The following is a 19,272-nucleotide window of genomic DNA, read 5'->3' as shown; positions in this document are numbered from 1 at the left end:
AAAGGGTGAAAAAACAGTTAACTAGCGGAGAGCGGGATATAGCGGACCAGATCGCCCGCCTGCCTGGCGGGATCATGCGGCGGCCGCACCAGAAGGGCATCTGCCTTCGCCATCAGCGACAGCCGCGCCGAGTCCTGATCCGCAAACGGGGCGATCACCGGCAGATCCGGCCCCGCGGTCAGCGCGGCGCGCAGGTAGTGCTGACGCGGCCCCTCGGTGGGCAGGTCCTGGGCCAGACGCGCGCTGTGCAGCGGCACATCGGCTGGCAGTCCTTGCATCGCGCGGATCAACGGTTGCATGAACAGAACCGCGCAAACCATTGCGGACACGGGATTTCCCGGAAGGCCCAGCATGGCGCCCTGTGCCATCCGACCTGCCATCAGGGGCTTTCCGGGACGCAGCGCGACCTTGTAGAAGGCCTGGGCGATGCCATGCTCCTCTGCCATCTTTCCGATCAGATCGTGGTCGCCGACCGAGGCACCGCCGATGGTAACCAGCAGGTCGGCATCGGCCGCCGCCCGAAAGCTGGCGCGCAGGCTGTCTTCGGTATCGCGGGCGATGGGCAGGATGCGTGGTTCACCACCCGCGTCGCGGACCATGGCCGCGATGGCAAGGTCGTTGGAACTGATGATCTGACCCGCAGCGGGGTCCGTGCCGGGAGGCACCAGTTCGTCGCCGCCCGCCAGAATGGCGACACAGGGCCGTGCGGCCACCGTCACCGTGGCGACGTTCATCGCGGCCAGTAGACCGATATGCGCTGCACCAAGGATGATCCCCGGCGCGATCGTGTCGCCTTGGGCGAAATCGTTGCCGCGGGCGCGGATGTTGCTGCCGCTGGACAGGGTGTCCACACGGATCGTGGCGCCGTCGCGGGTCACGTTTTCCTGCAGCTCGACATGGTCGTAGCCCTGTGGGACCGGGGCGCCGGTGAAGATGCGGACTGCGGTTCCGGGGAGCGCGGTGCCATCCCATGGATGGCCCGCCGCGCTGGTGCCGATCACGGTCAGCGGGTCGCGCAGATCGGCCGCCCGCATCGCATAGCCGTCCATCGCCGAGGCGTCGAAGGGGGGCTGGGTCAGCCGGGACACCGCCGGTTCCAGCAGGGTACGGCCATGCGCATCGGCCAAGGCCACCGTCTCGGCCCGCGGGGGGCCGGCCAGGGCCAGGACGCGGTCCAGCGCCTCGGCGACAGAGATCATCGCGGTGCCTCGTACGGACCGGATTTGCCGCCATCCTTGCGCAGCAGGCGGATGTCCTGGATCTCCATCGATTTCTGGGCCGCCTTCAACATGTCATAGACGGTCAGGCAGGCGGTGGTGACGGCGGTCAACGCCTCCATCTCGACGCCGGTGCGGCCGGTGGTGCGGACGGTGGCGGTGACGCGGATGCCGGGCAGGTCCGGGTCGGCGACCAGATCGACCGCGACCTTTGCCAGTGCAAGCGGGTGGCACAGCGGGATCAGGTCGGCGGTGCGTTTCGCGCCCATGATGCCCGCAAGGCGCGCCACGCCCAGCACGTCGCCCTTGGCAGCGCCGCCCTGCGCCAGGGCCAGCGTTTCCAGGGTCATGACCACGCAGCCGGTGGCCACGGCCTCTCGCGCGGTTTCGGATTTGGCCGAGATGTCGACCATGTGCGCCTGACCGGCAGCGTCGAAATGCGTCAGGGTCATGCGGCCACGTCCAGGATGGCGCGGGTGGCGGCGGTCACGTCGGCCTGCCGCATCAGGCTTTCGCCGATCAGGAAGCGGCGCGCGCCGGTCTGCATCATCGCGCCCAGATCGGCCGGGGTGAACAGGCCGCTTTCGCAGACCAGCTGACGATCCGCCGGAACCCGCGGCGCAAGGTCGCGCGTCACGTCGAGTGTGACCTCGAAGGTCTTGAGATTACGGTTATTCACGCCGATCAGGGGTGACTTCAGGCGCAGGGCGCGGTCCAGTTCGGGCGCGTCATGCACCTCGATCAGGACGTCCATGCCCCAGTCCATCGCGGCGTCTTCCAGATCGCGGGCCTGGGCGTCGTCGACCGAAGCCATGATGATCAGGATGCAATCCGCACCCCAAGCACGCGCTTCGGTCACCTGGTAGGTGTCATAGAGGAAATCCTTGCGCAGCGCCGGCAGATCGCAGGCGTCGCGTGCTGCCGTCAGAAACTCTGGCGCGCCCTGAAAGCTGGGACCGTCGGTCAGGACCGACAGGCAGGCCGCACCGCCGGCCTGATAGGCGCGGGCGAGTGCGGGCGGGTCGAAATCGGGCCGGATCAGGCCCTTGGACGGGCTGGCCTTCTTGATCTCGGCGATCAGGGCGGGGCCGCCGGCTGCGGCCCGGTCCAGCGCGCGGGCAAAGCTGCGGGGGGCGTCGGCCGCACGGGCCTGCGCGTCGAGGTCGGCCAGCGGACGCGCGGCCTTGGCGGCGGCGATCTCGTCAAGCTTGTAGGCCTTGATCTTGTCCAGAATATCCATGCGCCCGTTCTATCCCCACCGCGCGGGCGGGGAAAGGGGGCGCGGGGTCAGCCGGTCCAGTCGATGGGCGCGCGGCCCTGCTGCGAAAGCCAGTCGTTGATGCGGCTGAAAGGCCGCGACCCAAAGAACCCGCGCCGTGCAGACAGGGGCGAGGGATGGGCCGTCGCGATCACCAGATCCTGCGCCCGTGGCAGCCCCGCCAGCGCATTGCGCGCGTGGTTTCCCCACAGCAGGAAGGCCAGCGGGCCGTGGGCCTGCGCCTCCGTCACGGCCTGTCGCGCCAGCCGGTCCCAGCCCCAGCCCGCATGGGCCTCCGCCTGTCCGGGCGGCACCGACAGCGCGGTGTTCAACAGCAGCACGCCCTGGCGTGCCCAGTGCGACAGATCGCCCGTCGCGGGCGCGCCGCCCAGATCGTCGCGCAGTTCGGCAAAGATGTTGCGCAGCGACCGGGGAAGCGGCGTGTCCGGCGTGACTGAGAACGCCAGCCCGTTCGCGTGACCGGGCGTCGGATAGGGGTCCTGGCCCAGGATCACCACGCGCACGTCCTGCGGCGCCGTGGCCTGCAGGGCGGCAAAGACCCGGTCCGGTCCGGGCAGGAACGCGCCATCGGCAAGCCGGTCACGGATGCCGGGCCAGTCGTCACGGAAGAACGGCAGATGCGCCCAATCGTCCGGCGGCGTCACGATTCGGGCGCGCCGGTGACCTGCGCCAGCGCCACAAGCCGCGCCTTGGCCGCACCGCTGTCCAGCGATTCGGCGGCCATCCGGGCCCCGTCGCGCAGGTCGGACACCCGGCCCGCGATCAGCAGGGCAGCGGCCGCGTTCAGCAGCACCGCGTCGCGATAGGCGCCACGGTCGCCGTCCAGCAGCGCGCGGAAGGCGGCCGCGTTATGCGCGGGCTCTCCGCCGACGATGGCGGAGAAGGGGTGGCGGGGCAGGCCAGCATCCTCGGGTGCCACGGTGAATTCGGTGATCTGGCCGTCCGCCAGCGCAGCCACGTGGCTGTCTTCGGCGATCGACAGCTCGTCCGTGCCGTCCCCGCCATGCACCAGCCAGGCCGATGTCGACCCCAGGTCGCGGAGCACCTCGGCCATGGGGCGCAGCCAGTCGGCGCTGAAGGCGCCGGTCAGCTGACAACGGACACCGGCGGGATTGGTCAGCGGACCCAGTAGGTTGAAGACCGTGCGCGTGCCCAGTTCGGTCCGGGGCGGGCCGACATGGCGCATCGCCGGGTGGTGCATCGGCGCCATCATGAAACAGATGCCCGCCTGATCCAGCGCGCGCTGCGCCACGGCGGGGCCGCCCATCACGTTGATGCCCATCTGGGTCAGCGCATCGGCCGCGCCCGATTTCGACGACAGGTTGCGGTTGCCGTGCTTGGCCACCGGCACGCCGGCCCCCGCCACAACAAAGGCCGTCGCGGTCGAGATGTTCAGCGTTCCCTTGCCGTCGCCACCGGTGCCCACGATGTCCATCGCGCCGTCGGGGGCGGTGACGCGGTTCATGCGGGCGCGCATGGCGCGGGCGGCGGCCGCGATCTCGTCCACGGTTTCGCCGCGCACGCGCAGCGCCATCAGCAGGCCGCCGATCTGCGCGGGGGTCGCGGCGCCGTCGAACAGCGCAGAAAACGCGGCCTCGGCCTCGGATCCTGTCAGCGGGCGTTCGGCGGCAAGGCCGATCAGGGGGCGGATGTCCGTCATGCGGCGTCCTTGCGGACGGTGCAGCGGTCCAGGAAATTGCGGATCATCTCGTGTCCGAACTGTGAGGCGATGGATTCGGGGTGGAACTGCACGCCCTCGATCGGCAGGTCGGAATGGATCAGGCCCATGATCGTGCCGTCATCCGACGTCGCCGTGACCCGCAGGCAGTTCGGCAGGGTTTCCGGTTCGACGGTCAGCGAATGATAGCGCGTGGCGTTCAGGGGCGATTGCAGCCCGGAAAAGACGCCGGTGCCGTCATGGGTGATCGCGTCGACCTTGCCGTGCAGGATGCGGTTCGCGCGTACCACGCGGCCGCCAAAGGCCTGGCCGATCGCCTGATGGCCCAGGCAGACCCCGAACAGCGGCACGGCGCGGTCGGCGGCAGCGCGGATCAGCTCCAGGCAGATCCCGGCCTGCGCCGGATCGCACGGACCCGGAGAGATCACGATTCCGTCCGGCGCCATCGCCATCGCCTCGTCCACGGTGATCTGGTCGTTGCGGCGCACGACGACCTCGGCCCCGGCCTCGCCCATGTAATGGACCAGGTTCCAGGTGAAGCTGTCGTAATTGTCGATCAGAAGGATCATCGAAGCACCTTGCGGCCAGAAGAAGGGGGCGGTTTCCCCCGGAAAAAGCGTCCGCTATAGATGGGCCAAAGCGCCACCGGGGGTCAAGACCGGCCGGACGCACAGCACGGACGGGGCAGGGATGGCACGGGGTTTTCTGGCGGGGGCGGCGACGGGCGGGCTGATTGGGGTCGTGGTGCTGGCCGGGCTGTCGCTGTCGGTGCCGCTGGCGCCACAGGATCACGACGCGCTGTCGGTCGGCATGCCGATCGGGTCCGAATTCGGGCGCGGTGGCGACGTGTCGCCGACCTTGCCCGCGCCCAGTGCGGCCAGCCTGCGCGATGCGGCCACGCCCGCGGCGGTGCCCGCGTCCCAGGACGAACCCGCGCCGGTGACCAACGACACCATGCGCCCCAGGCCTGCAGCCCACCGACCGCATGCCCGCCCAAGCCCTGCCCGACATGGGCGGGGATGCGCCCGGCCTGACGCTGCAGGGCGACGCGCCGGTCACGGTGACCGGCCCCGCGCCCGAGCCCGTGATCCGCGCGGCGCAGGACGGGCTGCCCCGGATCGCGCCATCGGACGACGCGCCGCCGGACCGTGTGCCCGCCATGCCCGCGCCGGCGCTGGACCTGTCGCTGCCCCCGGACCTGACCGACCTTCGCAGAATGGAACGAAACTGACATGCGCCCGCTGAACCCCGCCCTTGCCGCGACCTTTGCCCCCCCGGTGATGGAGGCGCGCCGCTGGCTGAGCGGTGTCAGTTTCCCTGCAGACCGCCCCCTGATCAATGTCAGCCAGGCCGCCCCCGTCGATCCGCCGCCCGAAGGCCTGCGCCACGCCATCGCCGATGCGGCCCTGCACCGCCCCGAGGCGCATCTGTACGGCCCCGTGCTGGGCAATACCGACCTGCGCGACGCGGTCGCGTCGCAGTTTTCAGCCGCCTATGGCGGTGCGCTGACCGGGGCCAATGTCGCGATCACGCAGGGGTGCAACCAGGCATTCTGCGCAGTGATGGCGACGCTGGCGGGGCAGGGCGATCAGGTGATCGTACCGACGCCCTGGTACTTCAATCACAAGATGTGGCTGGACATGGCGGGCGTGACCACGGTCCCACTGCCCTGCGGGGCGGACATGCTGCCCGATCCCGATCACGCCGCCGCGCTGATCACGCCTGCCACGCGGGCGATCGTGTTGGTGACGCCGAACAACCCGTCGGGCGCGGAGTACTCGGCCGATCTGGTGGGGCGGTTCTTTGATCTGGCACAGGCGCACGGGATCGCGCTGGTCGTCGACGAGACCTATCGCGATTTCGACAGCCGCGACGGCGCGCCCCATGACCTGCTGACCCGACCGGACTGGGACCGGACGCTGATCCAGCTGTACAGCTTTTCCAAGGCGTATCGGCTGACCGGGCACCGTGTCGGCGCCATCGTCGCAGGCATCGATCGGCTGGAACAGGTCGAGAAGTTTCTGGACACCGTGGCCATTTCGCCGTCGCAACTGGGCCAGATCGGCGCGGTCTGGGGGATGGAGAACCTGCAGGACTGGCTGGCCGGGGAACGGGCCGAGATCCTGGCGCGCCGGGCGGCCGCAGCCGCGGCCTTGGGTGCGTTGCCGGGGTGGACGCTTAAAAGCGCGGGGGCCTATTTCGCTTGGGTCGAACATCCGTTTGACGAAAGCTCTGCCGATCTGGCGCGGCGGATGGTGCGGGACGCGGGCGTCCTGGCGCTGCCCGGCACGATGTTCACGCCCGACGGCGATGCCTCGGGGGGGCGCCATCTGCGCATCGCCTTCGCCAATGTCGATGCCGACGGGATCGCGGCCTTGGCTGTCCGCTTGGCGGGCCTTTCGGCCTGATCCACTTGTGGCTGACCCGCCCGCGCCCTAAAGACGGGCGGGACACGACCACGAGGAAGGCCGCGCCATGTCACAGCTGCGTACCAAGGGCAAATCGACCATCGTCTGGATCCTGATGGGTCTGATGGTGCTGGGGCTGGGAGGCTTTGGCATCACCAGTTTTTCGGGCGGCACGACCGAGATCGGATCGGTCGGCGATACCAAGATCACCGCCGACGACTATGCCCGCGCCCTGCAATCGGAAATGCGGGCCTTTTCCCAGCAGACCGGCCAGCAGATCACGATGCAGCAGGCCCAGCAGATGGGTCTGGCGCAATCGGTGCAGGCCAACCTGATCGCGGCGGCGGCGCTGGCCGAACAGGCGCGCGCCATCGGCGTGTCGGTGGGCGATGCGCAGGTTGCGCAGACGATCCTGCAGGCGGGCGCGTTCCAGGGCCCGACCGGCAGCTTTGACCGCGCCGCCTATGCCGAGGTGCTGCGCCGCGAGAACCTGACCGAGGCCGACTTCGAGGCGACCGTGCGCGACGACGAGGCGCGCCTGCTGCTGCAGCGCGCCGTCGTGGGCGGCGTCACCGCGCCCGCGCCGATGGTCGATCAGACCGCCCGCTGGCTGCTGGAGACGCGCGATTTCAGCTGGCGCGAACTGACCGAGGATCAGCTGCCCGCGCCCGTGGCCGAACCCGACGAGGCGACGCTGCAGGCCTGGCACGAGGCCAATGGCGACCGCTTCACCGCGCCCGAAACGCGCGCCATCACCTATGCTTGGGTGACGCCCGACATGCTGTCCTCCGAGGTGCAGCTGGACGAGGCCGTCCTGCGCGATACCTATGACCTGAACATCGACCAGTTCCAGCGCCCCGCGCGCCGGATGGTCAGCCGTCTGGTGTTTCCCGACGAGGCACAGGCCCAGGCCGCCCGCGAACAGATCGACGCCAACGAGGCACCGTTCGAATCCTTCGTGCTGCAGCGCGGGCTGACGCTGGACGACGTCGATCTGGGCGAGGTGACCGAAGCCCAGCTGGGAGCCGCGGCCGAGACGGTCTTCGCGCTGGACCAGCCGGGCGTCGTCGGCCCACTGCCGACCGATCTGGGTCCGGCGCTGTTTTCGGTGAACGCGATCCTGGACCCCGTCGACATTCCCTTTGAGGAAGCGCGCGAGGGTCTGCGTGGAGAGGCGGCCCTGTCCGCCGCCGCGCGCCAGATCCAGGACCGCATCGGGGATCTTGAGGATCAGCTGGCGGGCGGCGCCTCGCTGGAGGAGCTGGCCGAGGAGACCGAGCTGGAATTGGGCCAGATCGATTGGACCACCGAAGCGGTGCCCGAGGAAGGCAGCATCGCGGGATACGAGGCGTTCCGCGAACGCGCCGCCCAGATGGAAAGCACCGATTTCCCCGAACTTGCCGAACTGGCCGATGGCGGCGTCTTTGCGATGCGCCTGGACGAGATCGTGCCCCCGACCCTGCGCCCCTTCGAGGAGGTCCGCGACGAGGTGCTGGCCGACTGGCGCCGCGCCGAGGTTCAGCGCCAGCTGCTGGAACTGGCCGCCGATCTGAGCCTGACCGAGGCGTCCCAGACCGACGCTGCCCCGGCCGAGGCTGAGGCCGAAGGTGCGTCCGATTGGACGGCCGAGACGGGGCTGGCGCGCAGCGACTGGATGGACGGTCTGCCCCCGCAGCTGCTGTCGCAGGCCTTTGCCGTGGCCGAACCGGGCGAGGCCGAGGTCGTCGATGCGGGCGACCGGGTGTTCGTCGTGCGGCTTGACCAGATCAACGACGCCGACCTGTCGCAGCCTGACGCGGCGCAGGTGCTGGATGGCGTGCGGTCGCGTCTGGATCAGTCGCTGCAGGTCGATCTGTTCGACTATTATGCCCGCCATGCGCAGCGTCAGTCCGCGGTCGAACTGAACCAGACCGCGATCAACGCCATCAACGCCCAGGTCCAGTGATGCAGCTGACGCCGGAATTCCCGCAGTTCGAGGCCGAATGGGCCGCAGGGCGCAACCAGCTGGTCACCATCCGGCTGGCCGCCGACCTGGACACCCCGGTCAGCCTTATGCTGAAGCTGGCCGAGGCCGCCCCGCAAAGCTTCATGCTGGAATCGGTCACCGGAGGCGAACTGCGCGGCCGCTATTCCATCGTTGGCATGAAGCCGGACTTGGTCTGGGATTGCCGCGATGGTCGCGCGCGGATCAACCGGCAGGCGCGTTTCTCTCAGGACTTTGAGGATGATCCGCGCCCGGCGCTGGACAGTTTGCGCGCGCTGATCGCGGAAAGTCGGATCGCCGCGATGCCCGAGGGCGTGCCGCCGGTCGCGGCGGGGCTGTTCGGCTATCTGGGTTATGACATGATCCGTCTGGTCGAGGATCTGCCCGACGTGAACCCCGACCCGCTTGACCTGCCCGATGCGATGCTGATGCGTCCGTCCGTCGTGGCGGTGCTGGACGGCGTGCGCGGAGAGGTGACCCTGTGCGCCCCCGCGTGGCACGATGGCACCGACAACGCGCGCGCCGCCTATGCCCGTGCCGCGGAACGGGTGATGGACGCGCTGCGGTCGCTGGACCGCCAGCCGTCCGAGCCGCGGGTGATGGGCGACGACACGCAGATCGGCGCGCCGGTGTCGAACTTTGCCAAGCCCGATTATCTGGCCGCGATCGAGACCGCCAAGGATTACATCCGTGCGGGCGACATCTTTCAGGTGGTGCCCAGCCAGCGCTGGCGGATGGACTTTCCGCTGCCGCCCTTTGCCCTGTACCGCAGCCTGCGGCGCACCAACCCGTCGCCCTTCATGTTCTTTCTGAACATGGGCGGCTTTCAGATCGTCGGCGCCAGCCCGGAAATCCTGGTGCGCCTGCGCGATGGAGAGGTGACGATCCGCCCCATCGCCGGCACACGCCCGCGCGGCGCGGACGAGGCCGAGGATCGCGCGCTGGAGGCTGATCTGCTGTCCGACCAGAAGGAGCTGGCCGAACACCTGATGCTGCTGGACCTGGGCCGCAACGACGTGGGTCGCGTGGCCAAGCCGGGCACCGTCCGGCCGACAGAACAGTTCGTGATCGAACGCTATAGCCACGTCATGCACATCGTGTCGAACGTGGTCGGCGAATTGCGTGACGGAGAGGATGCGCTGTCCGCGCTGCTGGCCGGTCTGCCCGCGGGCACCGTGTCGGGGGCGCCCAAGGTCCGTGCGATGCAGATCATCGACGAACTGGAGCCGGAAAAGCGTGGTGTCTATGGCGGTGCGGTCGGCTATTTCGCCGCGAACGGCGAGATGGACATGTGCATCGCGCTGCGAACGGGTGTGGTCAAGGACAAGGCCCTTTACATCCAGGCCGGCGGCGGCGTCGTCTATGACAGCGACCCGGAATCGGAGTTTGAGGAGACGGTGAACAAAAGCCGCGCGCTGCAGCGGGCGGCTGAGGGGGCATCACGCTTCGTCCGCGGAAATACCTGATCTGCAAATGAAAACGGCGGCCCCAAGGGCCGCCGTTCTTGCATTGTTGCGTCGGATCAGTTGGCCGGTGCGGGTTCCGTGGTCATCCCATCGGCAGGCTCGGTCGCCATGCCATCGGCGGGTTCCGTCGCCATCGGGTCCGCCGGCGGCATCGCGCTGTCGGTCGCCATCGGATCGGTCGCCGGCGGAGTCGCCATCGGATCAGCGGCCGGTGCTGCTGCGGGATCCGCGGCCGGGTCGCTCATCATGTCGCCTGCGGGCGCTTCCTGATCACGGAAGACGTATTCCGGCGCAGCTTCGGCTTCTTCGCGGGTCAGATCACTGGTGATTTCCTGCGCGTCCGAGTTGATGGCCAGGTCAGCCCACGGCAGTGCGATCTGCTTCTGGCCGATGCCCAGGAAACCGCCCACACCGATGATCGCGGCCTTCATCTCTCCGGTATCGCCATCGACGATCAGGTCGCTGATCGAGCCGATGTCGGTTCCGTCGGGCGAGGTCACGTTGGCACCGGTGATCCAGTCGATTCGCCATTCGTTGGCAGCCTGCTGAACCTCGACCTTTTCGGCGGCAGACGCGGCGGCTGCGGCTTCGGCGGCATCTTCTGCGGCCGGGTCAGCGGTGCCCATGTCGGCGGTACCGGTGTCGGTCGCCGGATCGGTCATCGGCGCGTCGGTCATGGGCTCGGTCGTGGCCGGTTCCATCGCGGGATCTGCGGCCGGTGCCGTGTCCTGCGCAAAAGCGGCGCCGAAAGTCAGAGGCAGGGCAAGGGTGGTGGTCAAAAGCAGCTTACGCATGTCTTTGGTCTCCTGTGTGTGCCTTGCGGGATGTTTGTGCACCCCGCCATTGGATGCTCAATGCACCGGCATCACGTCAGGTTCCCCAAAACCCGGCAAAACAATTGTCAGGGGCGGTCCAAGCCCCTGAAATCGCTTCAGTCTTCGCCGCGGAACGGCTGGACGTATTGCAGCGCCATATCCCAGGGGAAGAAGATCCAGGTGTCCTGGCTGACCTCGGTCACATAGCTGGCGACCATCGGTTTGCCCTTGGGCTTGGCATAGACGGTGGCCAGATGGGCCTTGGGATACATCTCGCGGATCAGTTCCAGGGTGCGGCCCGAATCGACCAGGTCGTCGACGACCAGGATGCCTTCGCCGTCGCCCATCAGATCCGGGTCGGGGCGCTTGAGAACCTCCAGCTGGCCTTGGCCCGCCTCGGTGCCCACGCCCTTGTAGGAGCGGATCGAGATCGTATCGATGGTCCGGATGTCCAGCTCGCGTGCGACGATCATCGCGGGGACAAGCCCGCCGCGCGTCACGGCGACGACGGCCCGCCAGTCGGTGCCGTCCATGCGCCACGCCAAGGCGCGCGCGTCGCGGTGCAGCTGGTCCCAGCTGACGTGAAAGCCTTTCTCGTGCGGCAGGCGGTCATTCATCGTTGTCTCTCCTTCACGGGCGCAGGACCAAGGACAGGCCAAGGGCAGCGATCGCCAGCCCGGCCCCCCGGTCGATCCAGAATTTCAAGGCCGCATAGCGCCGCCGCAACAGCGGCAGGGCCATCAGGCTGGCCAGTGCGGTATAGAAGAACAGCTCGACCGACAAGGCCACCGCATAGATCGCGCCCTTGTCGGCGACACTCAGCGCGGCGGGAAAGATCGACAGCAGCACGGCCGAATAGAACAGCGCCGGTTTCGGGTTCGACAGGTTCAGCGCCATGCCGGACCACAGGCTCATCCCGCCCGCGGCGGCATCGGGCATCGGGTCGCGGGCATGGGCCCACATCAGGATGCCGATGCGGATCAGATAGGCCCCGCCCAGCAGCTTCAGCAGGGTCAAGGTCCAAGGCGCCACGCGGAACAGCGCGGTCAGGCCCAGCAGTGCGACCAGGCACCAGATCGACGCCCCGATTGCCAGGCCCCAGCCATAGGTCAGCGCCCGCCTGCGCCCCAACGCGAACGCCCCTTGGCTGACGGCGATCACGCCGGGTCCGGGCGACAGGATCGCGGCCGACAGCGTGGCCACGAAGATGCCCATCTGTTCGGCCGTGATCTGGATCATCGGGGCTGCGTGTCCGTCAGTCCTTCTTGACGGTCGCGATGTCGGGCGCGTCCACGGCCTTCATGCCGACGACATGATAGCCGGCATCGACGTGATGCGTCTCGCCGGTCACACCTGCGCCAAGGCGCGACAGCAGATACAGGGCAGAGTTGCCCACATCCTCCTGCGTGACATTGCGACGCAGCGGAGAGTTCAGCTCGTTCCACTTCATGATATAGCGGAAGTCGCCGATGCCGCTGGCGGCCAGGGTCTTGATCGGCCCCGCGCTGATCGCGTTGACGCGGATGTTGTCCTTGCCGAAATCCTCGGCCAGATAGCGGACGGATGCTTCCAGCGCGGCCTTGGCGACGCCCATCACGTTGTAATGCGGCATGACGCGTTCGGCGCCGTAATAGGTCAGCGTCAGCATCGACCCGCCATCCTTCATCATCGCGGCCGCACGGCGCGCCACGGCGGTGAAGGAATAGACGGAAATGTCCATTGTCATCAGGAAGTTGTCGCGCGTGGTTTCGGCATAGCGCCCGCGCAGCTGGTCCTTGTCAGAAAACCCGATGGCATGCACTACGAAATCCAGCCCATCCCATTTCGCGGCCAGATCGGCGAACAGCGTGTCGATGGACGCCTCGTCGGCCACATCGCAGGGCAGCACGGTGTCCGACCCCAGTTGCGCCGCCAGCGGATCGACGCGCTTTTTCAGCGCATCGCCCTGATAGCTGAAGGCCAGCTCGGCGCCTTCGGCGGCCAGGGCCTTTGCGATGCCCCAGGCGATCGACTTGTCGTTGGCCAATCCCATGATGAGACCGCGCTTGCCGGCCATCAGGCCGGGCCTCTGCTCGCTTGACATGTCCTGTCCCTCACGCTTTCAACCGTTTCAACGGTGATTAGGGCAACTGCCCTGTCGCAGCAAGCACAAGGAATGCGCGATGAGTGATCGGACCGGAATCTTCGCGGGCGACGACCCGTTCGACATCGCCCGCGCCTGGCTGGACGAGGCGCGCGCGTCCGAGCCCAACGACCCCAATGCCATCGCGCTGGCCAGCGTCGATGCCGACGGCCTGCCGGACGTTCGGATGGTGCTGCTCAAGGACATCGACGGGCAGGGGATGGACGGATCGTTCGTCTTCTTCACCAATTATGACAGCGCCAAGGGCCGCCAGATCGAGGCCTCGGGCAAGGCCGCGTTCGTGATGCATTGGAAATCGCTGCACCGCCAGATCCGCGTCCGCGGCACCGTCACGCGCGAGGACGGGCCACAGGCCGACGCCTATTACGACAGCCGCGCGCTGCAGAGCAGGCTGGGGGCCTGGGCCTCGCGGCAATCGCAGCCGCTGGACGCCCGTTCGACCTTGGTCGCCGACGTCGCCAAGGCCGGGCTGCGTCACGGGCCGCGACCCGCGCGCCCCCCGTTCTGGGGCGGCTATCGCATCGTCCCATCGCAGATGGAGTTCTGGGCGGACGGCGCGTTCCGCCTGCACGACCGGTTCCGTTGGACCCGCGATGCGGATGCCGGATGGGCGGTCGAACGGCTGTCTCCGTGACGGCCCGCGATATCGGGCCGCAGCTTGGGAACAAACTTTTATCAAGTTGGTTGGCATAGTCTTGCTGCCCCGACTCTGGCGTATTGTAGTCGGGACAGGGGGTCATTACTGTCTCAGTACAATTTGGATAGTGTGAACACGGAAATGCGATGACAGATGATGATAGCCTCAAGCTGGTGACAGGGTTGGTCAAGTGGTTCGACCCCTCGAAGGGCTATGGCTTCATCCTAGACGAAAATGGCGGCAGCGATATTCTGTTGCATGGCAATGTGTTGCGCAATTTCGGGCGCAGTTCGGTCGCGGATCAATCGCGTGTTCAGGTGCTGGTGCAGCACACAAGTCGCGGCGTGCAGGCCGCCGAGGTGATCTCGGTCGAGCCTCCGGAAACGGACGGCCAGGCACCCATCGCCGATCTGGACATCGACATCATAGAGAACCTCGACAGCCTGCCGCTGCGGCCTGCGCGCGTCAAATGGTTCGATAAATCCAAGGGTTTCGGGTTCGCAAACATCTTCGGACATTCCGAGGACGTCTTCATTCATATCGAGGTCTTGCGCCATTCCGGTTTTGCAGACCTTGCCATCGGCGAGGCGCTTTGCCTGCGCATCGTCGAAGGCCCGCGTGGCCTGATGGCCGCCCAGATCGCGGCCTGGGATGCCGCCCAATCCACCCCGGATGAAAAACCCCAGATCGAATCGCTGCCCCATGTCGCGGAATAGCCTTGTCGTCGCCCTGCTGATGGCACTTGCCGCGCCGGCAGCGGCGCAGCCGGTCGTGACTGCGGCGGATGCGCAATGCAGCATGGATACCGCCCTGATCCGCACGTCCCCCGAAACGGCGCTGTCCTTTGCCATCGAGGTTGCCGACACCCCCGAATCGCGTGCGCAGGGACTGATGTTCCGCCGCGATCTGCCCGCGGGGCAGGGGATGCTGTTCGTCTACCCCGACCCACAGCCCGTCAGCTTCTGGATGCGAAACACGCTGATCCCGCTGGATCTGGTCTTTGCGGACGAAAGCGGCGTGATCCGGCACATCCACAGCAACGCCCGTCCCTTGGACGAGACGCCAATTCCCGGCGCCGCTGTCGGCGACCCTCAGCCGGATCGTCTGCTGGTCCTGGAAATCGCCGGAGGAGAGGCTGCAAGGTTGGGCCTCGCCACGGGCCAACAGCTTGCACATCCGTCCCTTGATACCGAAACGGCCGCCTGGCCTTGCAGCTAGGGCTTTTCACCGCCGCACCCTTGCGCTAAAGCGCGGGTGTCGGGGCGTAGCGCAGCCTGGTAGCGCGACGGTTTTGGGAACCGTAGGCCGTAGGTTCGAATCCTATCGCCCCGACCACTGATCAGCTTATAAATCGCGGTCGGTCCGTGCGGGTCGCTGATCTGCAGGCGAACATTACCTGTATCATGCCGACTGACTGCCCTTTTCGTGAGGATATTGGCTGTCGCCCGGGCAGGTCCCACCGGTATCGACCGATCAAATAGCAAGATTCCTTAGGCCGGATCTGGATTGCCGCAAACGCCGATCCCACCGGCTGGCTACCTTTCCACATGGAAAAGGGGCCTCGTGGGCCCCTCGATTTCGGCGATGTGTCAGGCGTCATGCGGCCTTTTGCGCATCCAGTTCGCTAACCACGGGGCGGTTGCCGTCCTCGCGTGCGTAGTATCCGTACATCTGATCCAGTGCGGCGTCTGCCTGCTGGCTGCGTTTGCGATCCGCGATGCTCAGCGGCTTCTGGGTCTGGTTCGACATTGTCATTCTCCGATCAGGGCGTTTCCTCCCGTGACCTTCAGATATTGACTGACCAGTCAAAATGAAACCGCCCTGACGCAAGGTCAAGGCGGTTTGCAGGGCAGCCATGCGGTCACGGCAAGTCAGCCGATGCGCAGCATCCGGTGCTTTTTCTTGCCGACCGAGATCTTGATTCCACGTTCCAGCGCCGCCTGGTCCAGCGGCATCTGCGGGTCGGTCACGGGGGTGTTGTCGGCGCGCAGGCCGCCTTCGGCCACCAGGCGCTTGACCTCCTTGCCGCTGGCGACGATCCCCGATTGGACCAGCGCCTGCGCGATGGTCACGCCCTGCGCCTGATCGGCGGGAAGCAGCGCGACCTCCAGATCGCCGCCCGCGCCGCCGTCCTGGAAGACGGTGCGCGCGGTCGCCTCGGCGCTGGCGGCGGCGTCGGCGCCGTGCAGCAGGGTCGTGACCTCGTTGGCCAGGCGGACCTTGGCCTCGTTGATCTCGGACCCCTGCAGCGCGCCCATGCGGTTGCATTCATCGACCGGCAGTTCCGTGTACAGCTTCAGGAAGCGGCCCACATCGGCATCGGTAGTGTTGCGCCAGAACTGCCAGAACTCGTAGGGCGACAGCATGTCCGCCGACAGCCAGGTCGCCCCGCCCGCCGACTTGCCCATCTTGCGCCCGTCGCTGGTCGTCAGCAGCGGGGACGTCAGGCCCCAAACCTGCGCGTCATCCACGCGCCGCGTCAGGTCGATGCCGTTGACGATGTTGCCCCATTGGTCCGATCCGCCCATCTGCAGCACGCAGCCGTGGCGACGGTTCAGCTCCAGGAAGTCATAGGCCTGCAGAATCATGTAGTTGAACTCCAGGAAGCTCAACGACTGCTCCCGGTCCAGCCGCGACTTGACGGATTCGAACGACAGCATTCGGTTGACGCTGAAATGCCGACCGATGTCGCGCAGGAAGGTCAGGTAGTTCAGACCGTCCAGCCATTCGGCATTGTTCAGCATCACCGCCCCGTCGGGGCCGTAATCCAGATAGCGGGCAAAGACCCGCCCCATCCCGTCGATGTTGGCCTGGATCGCCGCGTCGTCCAGCAGCGGGCGTTCGTCGCTGCGAAACGACGGGTCGCCGACCTTGGTCGTGCCGCCGCCCATCAGGGTCAGAGGCTTGTTCCCGGTCTTCTGGAACCAGCGCAGCATCATGATGTTCAGCAGGTGACCGACATGCAGGCTGGCCGCAGTCGCGTCATAGCCGATATAGGCCGTGATCGGCCCCGCCAGCAGCGCCTGATCCAGACCCGCGTAATCCGTGCAGTCGGCCAGATAGCCGCGTTCGGACATGATGCGCAGGAAGTCGGACTTGGGCTGGTGGGTCATGGGCTTCATCCTTTTGTGTCCGCGCGATATACAGTCTGGGGCTGCGAAGGAAAAGCGATGATCCGGGCTTTGGGGATGATGTCGGGCACGTCTTTGGACGGTGTCGACGCGGCGATGATCGACACGGACGGCGTGCGGATCGCGGGGTTCGGCGACAGTGCGTTCCACGCCTTTGGCGACAACGAATCGGCGGTGCTGCATGCGGGGCTGGGCCTGTGGCCCGACGCGCCGCAGGTGCCGGAGGTGGCGGGACTGGTCCACGCGGCGCATGCCGATCTGGCGCGACAGTTCCCGGACGCGCAGCTGATCGGGTTTCACGGCCAGACCCTAGCCCATGACCCGCGCGGGCGCGGCACGCATCAGGCGGGCGATGGCGCGGCGCTGGCACGGGCCACGGACCGCCCCGTGGTCTGGGATTTCCGGTCCGAGGATGTCCGCCAGGGCGGCGAGGGCGCGCCGCTGGTGCCGTTCTTTCACTGGGCCTGTGCGAACTGGGCCGTGGGGCAGGGGCATCTGCCCCCAGCCCCCGTGGCCTTCCTGAACCTGGGCGGGGTGGGCAACATCAGCTGGGTCGACCCCACGGCCCCCGCACCCGAGGCTCCGGGCGCTGCGTGGCCTTCGACACCGGGCCTGCGAATGCGCCGCTGAACGACCTGATGCGCCAGCGTCGCCGCCAGTCGCGGGACGAGGGGGGCGCGCTGGCCGCCAGCGGCACGCCCGATGCGCAGATCGTCGCGGCGTTTCTGGACGATCCGTGGTTCCGCCGCCCCGCGCCCAAGTCACTGGACCGAGACCAGTTCGCGGGTCTGAGCCGCGCCGTCGCGCCGCTATCCGATGCCGACGCGGCGGCGACGCTGGTGGCGGCGCTGGCGGGGTCGGTCGCGGCGGGCATGGCGTGGCTGCCCGCAGCCCCCGCCCAGCTGCTGGTTTGCGGCGGCGGTCGGCACAACGACGCTATCATGGCTGCGCTGAGACAGGCGTTGCCGATGCCCGTCGCCCCGGTCGAGGCGATCGGTCTGGACGGCGACATGCTGGAGGCGCAGGCCTTTGGCTGGCTGGCCGTCCGCGTGCTGCGCGGGCTGCCGATATCGGGTCCGATGACCACGGGGGTTCCGGCGCCGGTCTGCGGCGGGCGGATCAGTCACCCACGCTGACGTTACTGGATCAGACAAATGTTTAGGGAACGGTCGGCGAATAGCCTGCGTTGATACGGTGAAGATGACGAAAGACGTCATTGAAACAAAGAATTGATGCGGAGATCTAGAATGAAAACCCTCATGATGACGACGGCTGCGGCACTGGCATTTGCAGCTCCGGTGTTCGCACAGGACGCGACGACGCCCCCGGCCACCGAAGCCATGCCGGCCGAGACGGTTCCCGCGGAAACCATGCCCGCCGAGACGATGCCCGCTGACGGCATGGCGACCGCACCGGCCGACATGAGCGACATGGAAGTGACCCTGTCCGCAGAGAACCCCGGCCTGACCGCTTCGTGGCTGCAGGGCCGCGCGATCTATACCACCAACCAGCCGTCGACCACCGAATGGACCGACGCGACCGGCGACGCCGTTCCGGGCGAGTGGAACGAGATCGCCACCGTGTCCGACATCGTGATGTCGCCGGAAGGCCAGGTCATGGGCTATATCGCCGACATCGGCGGGTTCCTGGGTATGGGCACGCACACCGTCCTGCTGGATCGCGATGTCCTGAACATGGCGATGTTCGGCGACGACACTGTTCTGGCCACCAACTACAGCCAGGAAGAACTGGAAGCGCTGCCGGAATTCGACACGGACACCATCCGCGACTGATCCCGTCAGGGTCTTAACCAGTTTCACGTTTCAGAGGGGCGCCCGTAGGGCGTCCCTTTTTTCGTTCTTTGCGCTGACATTTCAATAATTTGGCGGAATGTGGCAAAATTCGTGCATCGCGCTCTTGACGCCACGCGGCGGTCTGCGTAAACCCCGGCCTACTCCGGCGGGCGATCGTCCGGGGGATGAGTTGGGCGGTTGTAGCTCAGTTGGTTAGAGTACCGGCCTGTCACGCCGGGGGTCGCGGGTTCGAGCCCCGTCAACCGCGCCACAACTCATCATTCGCCCGAAGGAAATGCGCGGTTGTAGCTCAGTTGGTTAGAGTACCGGCCTGTCACGCCGGGGGTCGCGGGTTCGAGCCCCGTCAACCGCGCCATTTCTTCCCTTCCCCTTATCGACAGGATCACGCTAAGACAGCGGCGATTTTGCGTTTCGGAGGATGTGATGACGGACATGGTCCAAGCCCGGCAACTGATCGACGCCCTGGGCGCCGCTGCCCGCGATGCGGCGGTGGTACTGGCGCAGACGCCAGCCGGACCAAAGCGCACGGCCCTGCTGGCCGCGGCCGATGCCATCACCACCCGCACCCCCGACATACTGGCCGCCAACGCCCGTGATCTGGACTTTGCCCGCGAAAAGGGGCTGTCGGACGCGATGCTGGACCGGCTGCGTCTGGACCCGGCGCGCATCGCCGCCATCGCGCAAAGCCTGCGCGAGGCTT

General features: G+C 67.3%; 21 protein-coding genes, 3 tRNA genes and 2 pseudogenes. 13 read left to right on the top strand and 13 right to left on the bottom strand.

The window, feature by feature from the left end; translation table 11 throughout:
• Positions 1 to 17: 17 nt before the first annotated feature.
• The 7 genes from glp to TY51_RS22035 form a co-directional block, all read right to left on the bottom strand.
• Complete coding sequence (glp, locus tag TY51_RS13760; RefSeq protein ID WP_042250373.1) at positions 18 to 1,199, bottom strand: gephyrin-like molybdotransferase Glp; 1,182 nt, start codon at positions 1,197 to 1,199, stop codon at positions 18 to 20.
• Entirely contained in the window at positions 1,196 to 1,669 is a 474-nt protein-coding gene (gene moaC / locus TY51_RS13755) for a cyclic pyranopterin monophosphate synthase MoaC (RefSeq protein WP_042250371.1), read from the bottom strand. The genes glp and moaC overlap by 4 nt, the downstream gene beginning before the upstream one ends.
• The gene (gene trpC, locus TY51_RS13750) at positions 1,666 to 2,457 is read right to left on the bottom strand and encodes an indole-3-glycerol phosphate synthase TrpC (RefSeq protein WP_042250368.1); all 792 of its coding nucleotides are present in this window, start codon (positions 2,455 to 2,457) and stop codon (positions 1,666 to 1,668) included. Before trpC ends, moaC begins: the two co-directional genes overlap by 4 nt.
• Positions 2,458 to 2,504: 47 nt before the next feature.
• Positions 2,505 to 3,140, bottom strand: coding sequence for a uracil-DNA glycosylase (locus TY51_RS13745; RefSeq protein ID WP_042250366.1), 636 nt, complete (start codon positions 3,138 to 3,140; stop codon positions 2,505 to 2,507).
• Positions 3,137 to 4,156, bottom strand: a complete 1,020-nt coding sequence (gene trpD / locus TY51_RS13740; protein ID WP_042250363.1) for an anthranilate phosphoribosyltransferase — start codon at positions 4,154 to 4,156, stop codon at positions 3,137 to 3,139. The genes TY51_RS13745 and trpD overlap by 4 nt, the downstream gene beginning before the upstream one ends.
• Positions 4,153 to 4,743, bottom strand: coding sequence for an aminodeoxychorismate/anthranilate synthase component II (locus tag TY51_RS13735; protein WP_042250360.1), 591 nt, complete (start codon positions 4,741 to 4,743; stop codon positions 4,153 to 4,155). Before TY51_RS13735 ends, trpD begins: the two co-directional genes overlap by 4 nt.
• 219 nt (positions 4,744 to 4,962) lie before the next feature.
• Positions 4,963 to 5,130: a hypothetical protein gene (locus tag TY51_RS22035; protein ID WP_156118032.1), complete on the bottom strand. Its 168-nt coding sequence runs from the start codon at positions 5,128 to 5,130 to the stop codon at positions 4,963 to 4,965.
• Between the two features lie 29 nt (positions 5,131 to 5,159).
• Here TY51_RS22035 and TY51_RS13730 point away from each other — a divergent pair, with 29 nt between their 5' ends.
• From TY51_RS13730 to trpE, 4 genes are all read left to right on the top strand, one after another.
• Complete coding sequence (locus TY51_RS13730; protein ID WP_042250357.1) at positions 5,160 to 5,405, top strand: hypothetical protein; 246 nt, start codon at positions 5,160 to 5,162, stop codon at positions 5,403 to 5,405.
• 1 nt (position 5,406) lies between these two features.
• On the top strand, positions 5,407 to 6,582 hold the full coding sequence (locus tag TY51_RS13725; protein WP_042250355.1) for an aminotransferase: 1,176 nt from the start codon (positions 5,407 to 5,409) through the stop codon (positions 6,580 to 6,582).
• Positions 6,583 to 6,649: 67 nt separating this feature from the next.
• A complete protein-coding gene (locus tag TY51_RS13720; protein ID WP_042250354.1) occupies positions 6,650 to 8,527 on the top strand; it encodes a peptidylprolyl isomerase in 1,878 nt (625 codons plus the stop codon).
• Complete coding sequence (gene trpE / locus TY51_RS13715; RefSeq protein ID WP_042250351.1) at positions 8,527 to 10,032, top strand: anthranilate synthase component I; 1,506 nt, start codon at positions 8,527 to 8,529, stop codon at positions 10,030 to 10,032. The genes TY51_RS13720 and trpE overlap by 1 nt, the downstream gene beginning before the upstream one ends.
• A gap of 56 nt (positions 10,033 to 10,088) precedes the next feature.
• Here trpE and TY51_RS22780 read toward each other — a convergent pair whose 3' ends face one another.
• From TY51_RS22780 to fabI, 4 genes are all read right to left on the bottom strand, one after another.
• Complete coding sequence (locus TY51_RS22780; protein ID WP_042250347.1) at positions 10,089 to 10,826, bottom strand: PRC-barrel domain-containing protein; 738 nt, start codon at positions 10,824 to 10,826, stop codon at positions 10,089 to 10,091.
• 137 nt (positions 10,827 to 10,963) lie between these two features.
• On the bottom strand, positions 10,964 to 11,464 hold the full coding sequence (gene gpt, locus TY51_RS13705) for a xanthine phosphoribosyltransferase (RefSeq protein WP_042250346.1): 501 nt from the start codon (positions 11,462 to 11,464) through the stop codon (positions 10,964 to 10,966).
• Between the two features lie 13 nt (positions 11,465 to 11,477).
• Positions 11,478 to 12,086 carry a LysE family translocator gene (locus tag TY51_RS13700; protein WP_231559064.1) on the bottom strand — a complete coding sequence of 203 codons (609 nt, stop codon included), beginning with the start codon at positions 12,084 to 12,086 and terminating at the stop codon, positions 11,478 to 11,480.
• Positions 12,087 to 12,102: 16 nt separating this feature from the next.
• Entirely contained in the window at positions 12,103 to 12,930 is an 828-nt protein-coding gene (gene fabI / locus TY51_RS13695) for an enoyl-ACP reductase FabI (RefSeq protein WP_042250344.1), read from the bottom strand.
• 79 nt (positions 12,931 to 13,009) lie between these two features.
• Here fabI and pdxH point away from each other — a divergent pair, with 79 nt between their 5' ends.
• The 4 genes from pdxH (at position 13,010) to TY51_RS13675 (ending at position 14,962) form a co-directional block, all read left to right on the top strand.
• A complete protein-coding gene (gene pdxH, locus TY51_RS13690) occupies positions 13,010 to 13,624 on the top strand; it encodes a pyridoxamine 5'-phosphate oxidase (protein WP_042250340.1) in 615 nt (204 codons plus the stop codon).
• 149 nt (positions 13,625 to 13,773) lie between these two features.
• Positions 13,774 to 14,343: a cold-shock protein gene (locus TY51_RS13685; protein WP_042250337.1), complete on the top strand. Its 570-nt coding sequence runs from the start codon at positions 13,774 to 13,776 to the stop codon at positions 14,341 to 14,343.
• On the top strand, positions 14,330 to 14,845 hold the full coding sequence (locus TY51_RS13680; protein WP_156118031.1) for a DUF192 domain-containing protein: 516 nt from the start codon (positions 14,330 to 14,332) through the stop codon (positions 14,843 to 14,845). Before TY51_RS13685 ends, TY51_RS13680 begins: the two co-directional genes overlap by 14 nt.
• A 40-nt stretch (positions 14,846 to 14,885) precedes the next feature.
• Positions 14,886 to 14,962, top strand: a tRNA-Pro gene (locus TY51_RS13675).
• Positions 14,963 to 15,223: 261 nt separating this feature from the next.
• On the opposite strand, the gene TY51_RS22025 is transcribed toward TY51_RS13675, so the two are convergent.
• Both TY51_RS22025 and tyrS read right to left on the bottom strand, forming a co-directional pair.
• Entirely contained in the window at positions 15,224 to 15,376 is a 153-nt protein-coding gene (locus tag TY51_RS22025; RefSeq protein ID WP_156118030.1) for a hypothetical protein, read from the bottom strand.
• A gap of 122 nt (positions 15,377 to 15,498) precedes the next feature.
• Entirely contained in the window at positions 15,499 to 16,740 is a 1,242-nt protein-coding gene (gene tyrS / locus TY51_RS13670) for a tyrosine--tRNA ligase (protein WP_042250334.1), read from the bottom strand.
• 57 nt (positions 16,741 to 16,797) lie between these two features.
• Between tyrS and TY51_RS13665 the strand changes: the two are divergent.
• From TY51_RS13665 to proA, 5 genes and pseudogenes are all read left to right on the top strand, one after another.
• A pseudogene (locus TY51_RS13665) lies at positions 16,798 to 17,894 on the top strand (anhydro-N-acetylmuramic acid kinase).
• A 123-nt stretch (positions 17,895 to 18,017) separates the two neighbouring features.
• The gene (locus tag TY51_RS13660) at positions 18,018 to 18,551 is read left to right on the top strand and encodes a PRC-barrel domain-containing protein (protein WP_052650209.1); all 534 of its coding nucleotides are present in this window, start codon (positions 18,018 to 18,020) and stop codon (positions 18,549 to 18,551) included.
• Between the two features lie 194 nt (positions 18,552 to 18,745).
• A tRNA-Asp gene (locus tag TY51_RS13655) sits at positions 18,746 to 18,822 on the top strand.
• A 28-nt stretch (positions 18,823 to 18,850) separates the two neighbouring features.
• Positions 18,851 to 18,927, top strand: a tRNA-Asp gene (locus tag TY51_RS13650).
• Between the two features lie 68 nt (positions 18,928 to 18,995).
• Positions 18,996 to 19,272 (top strand): annotated as a pseudogene (proA, locus tag TY51_RS13645) (gamma-glutamyl-phosphate reductase); the annotation flags it as partial.

Origin of the sequence: Paracoccus sp. PAMC 22219, from assembly GCF_000787695.1 — a bacterium.
Lineage (GTDB): Bacteria > Pseudomonadota > Alphaproteobacteria > Rhodobacterales > Rhodobacteraceae > Paracoccus.
Note: the sequence above shows the minus strand (reverse complement) of the source record. Positions and strands in the feature narration are given on the sequence as shown.